Origin of the sequence: Flavonifractor sp. An306, from assembly GCF_002159455.1 — a bacterium.
Taxonomy (GTDB): domain Bacteria; phylum Bacillota; class Clostridia; order Oscillospirales; family Oscillospiraceae; genus Flavonifractor.
This window is the reverse complement of sequence record NZ_NFIQ01000146.1, coordinates 1-3,039: the sequence shown is the minus strand read 5'-3', so window position 1 is coordinate 3,039 and position 3,039 is coordinate 1. Positions and strand designations below refer to the sequence as shown.

Here is a 3,039-nt window from a genome sequence, read left to right as displayed (position 1 = left end):
GAAGCAGCGCTCCGCCCTCAAAGACGAAATGTCCATCTCCCATCATGGCGAGTGCCTTACTGAACTGTTCGTCTCGATCCTTTTGCGCTTGGATCTTTCGCAGGGCTTCGCAGAAGGTTTCCCTGGATAGCATCAAAGTCCCCCTCCCGGTTTTCCCCTCTCCGCTTCCTGTTCGGCTTTCCATTTCAGAAGCAAGGAGATGGCCAGTTCCTGGGTCGCGGGATCGGCGCAGAACTCAAAGAACTTCACAATCAGCATTTCTGGCGTCAGCCCCATAGGAGCGATTATCTTTTCCAGTTGTTCCAGAAGCTCTGCGTCCACCTGGATCTCCACGAGCTCATATCGCTTTTCATCCATGGTGCGTTTCCTCGTCTTCCGGAGATTCCTTCAGCAGCTCGTCCAGCCGCTGTCGGAACAGCTCCTGGAGCTCCTTCCAGACCTGCGGTTGTTTGAGGGGCGCCATCGGCTGGTTCAGTTCCCGCTCCAGATCGGCGACGGCCACCGACAGCGTCTTGTCATCGAACAGCTGGTAGTGGCGGCGGGCGTACTGAATGACCGCCGCACTCTCCTCATCTTCGGTACGCATGGCATAACGGAGGGCGCTGTTGATGACGCAGGAAAAATCGTCCACATAGTCAAGATTGAACCATGAGGCAGGGCAGAGAACCAAGTCGTCTTTGCCTTCGTCGGTGATCACCAGCCCGATATCCTCACGGCTTATCCGTTCCAGCACGGCATCCAGGTCATCTGCCAGTGCCTGGCGTGAGATGCGTTCCATGTTTTCCAGAGGTTGCAGAATCGGCATCCTTTCTTTCCTCCTATCGTATTCTTTGATTTTGCCAGATGTAAGCACTCGGCTTAAGCCGTGCCACACTTGCGGATATGGCTCCTGCTCTCCATATCGACTCAAATGTTCGCTGATCTTTGCTGCGGCGGCGGAACGGGCAGCCGCATCAAGACGGCTCAGGTTCCGGCAGGTAAATTCTGCAGCTATGCCGGGCATATAGGTGTGCCGCCCCAGACTGTACTGGATCGCCGCCAGAACGATATGTCGCAGCCCTCCATCTAAAATGGGAGCGAGGATTCTCACGGAGAACAGCACCCCGGCGCTTCCTTTTTGGGACTGGAGAGAGAGGCCGCTCCGCTCGGCTCGCTCCATCATGTGCGTCCAGTCCTGCCGTGCGATGGAACTGGCCACAGGAGCCGCCTCATAAAAGCCCTTTTGAGGTCTCACGGCTGCACCTCAAGCTCGGGTTTCGCCTGACCTTTATACAGAAGATTGTTGGCCTCCATCTCCTCAAAGGTGACTGGCTCGAAGTGATTGACATCCACTCCGGCATTCAGCATCCTCTCGTTTGCCTGGATGAGCGGCCAGTAATCCGCATCGGTATTGCCGTGGATGTGGCCAAAGACCATGTAGCAGCGCATGATGTGTGGCCAAGACATCATGGGGTAGTGGCAGAGGGTGTACTGCCGCTTCCCGTCTGCGACATACAGCAGGTTATTGACGCTTTCAAAGAACTGTTCCGTCTGACAACTCCTGATCCATCCCCTGTCATGATTGCCAAGGATGAGGTGTTTCTTTCCCCGCAGCCGCCGCAGGTATTCCTCCGGCGGCTTTTGGTTGCGGTAGATAAGGTCGCCGAGGATATAGACGGTATCCTTTCCTGTGATCTTGCGGTTCCAGTTTTCGATGAGGGTTTCGTCCATCTCCTCGATACTGGAAAAGGGGCGGTTGCATAGGCGGATGCAGTTTTCGTGACCGAGATGCAGGTCAGAGGTAAAGAAGATCATGGGGTTTCACCCTCCTTCTTCATCCTGGGAACTGGGATTGGCTGCCATCGGCAGTATATTGCAAGTTCATCCTGACGCTCCCGAGGCAGGTTCATAACCTTGTCCTTGATCTCCTGGGAAGGCTGTTCGTCCGGCCACCAGCCATACCCTCTGGCCAGCCGGTAGAATTTGTCCACGCTGTAAGCTCCGCCGATGACCAAGTGTCGGAGACCTTCCAGATCAAAGATCTCACCATCCATAGCAAACAGCAGGCGGGGAAAGGCTTCCTCTACCCAGACTGTCCCGCCGTTCCACTGCTTCGTCCGATAGGAAGAGATGCTGACCGGCCGGATCTCATGGTTGCCGTGGATGCAGAGCATCGTCGGCTTTACGGCGGCAAGAACTCTCTTCATCTCTGTGTCTCGCCGGTTTCGGTAGTAGTTCGCTCCTACATCTCCAAGCAGAACCAGAGTATCCTGCTCTGTCAGCTTCTTGCTGTCGCAAAACTGTATGACCTCATAGGGGTCTCCGTGGATATCACCCGTGTAATAGATCATTGGTCATTCCACCTTTCTTTTCTCATTATACCAACTCGGAAGACCCATATCCGGGACTTTCCAAAAACATATCCACTGTTCCAAAAATATATCCACCTTTACTGGCATAGATCGACCGGCAGTCAATGCTCGTGACTTCCGGTTGATTGCTTTCTCAGGTTCAGACGGTAAAATCAAAGTTATCTGGTTTACCGTATCTGCCTTGATGCTCTTTCAAGGAGGCTTTCAGCGATTTTATAACATCCAGGAGAATCATCATCTCATAGGTACTGCAATCCGAAAGGAGCAGGGCGATTTCTTCGCTGGCGCACCGTTCAGTGCTGATGATTTGCTCCATCAAAAGCCGGTCGGGAGATACGCCCAAAGCATTGGCGATAAGCACAAAGGTGTCAAGGCTCATGCTCTTGATCCCGCTCTCTATGTAGCTGATGTAAGATGGCGTTTTATCCACCAGTTCAGAGAGCATCGCTTGCGAAAGGTGGTTGCGCTGACGGACTTCACGGATGTGTTTTCCAATGACTTTGTAGTTCAGGCTCATAATAAGACCTCCAAAAAAATTTTGCAGTCTTATTATAGTGTTTAGATTATATCATCAACTCAGCCTTATATCAATTTCACCTCAAGTTGATATACTCTTAGAAATAGATAATCTGGAGAATATATTTGAGGGGGGAAGCCGATGACGGAACATGATTTGACCGAGAGCCAG

General features: G+C 52.5%; 5 protein-coding genes. All 5 read right to left on the bottom strand.

What is annotated here, in order from left to right; all coding sequences use genetic code 11:
- Nucleotides 1-132 precede the first annotated feature (132 nt).
- Complete coding sequence (locus B5F88_RS18855; RefSeq protein ID WP_087936973.1) at nucleotides 133-357, bottom strand: hypothetical protein; 225 nt, start codon at nucleotides 355-357, stop codon at nucleotides 133-135.
- A complete protein-coding gene (locus B5F88_RS18850; RefSeq protein WP_087936972.1) occupies nucleotides 350-1,198 on the bottom strand; it encodes a hypothetical protein in 849 nt (282 codons plus the stop codon). Before B5F88_RS18850 ends, B5F88_RS18855 begins: the two co-directional genes overlap by 8 nt.
- Nucleotides 1,199-1,230: 32 nt before the next feature.
- On the bottom strand, nucleotides 1,231-1,794 hold the full coding sequence (locus tag B5F88_RS18845; protein ID WP_087936971.1) for a metallophosphoesterase: 564 nt from the start codon (nucleotides 1,792-1,794) through the stop codon (nucleotides 1,231-1,233).
- A complete protein-coding gene (locus B5F88_RS18840; RefSeq protein WP_087936970.1) occupies nucleotides 1,791-2,330 on the bottom strand; it encodes a metallophosphoesterase family protein in 540 nt (179 codons plus the stop codon). The genes B5F88_RS18845 and B5F88_RS18840 overlap by 4 nt, the downstream gene beginning before the upstream one ends.
- A 160-nt stretch (nucleotides 2,331-2,490) precedes the next feature.
- On the bottom strand, nucleotides 2,491-2,868 hold the full coding sequence (locus B5F88_RS18835) for a helix-turn-helix transcriptional regulator (RefSeq protein ID WP_022289419.1): 378 nt from the start codon (nucleotides 2,866-2,868) through the stop codon (nucleotides 2,491-2,493).
- Between the last annotated feature and the right edge of the window lie 171 nt (nucleotides 2,869-3,039).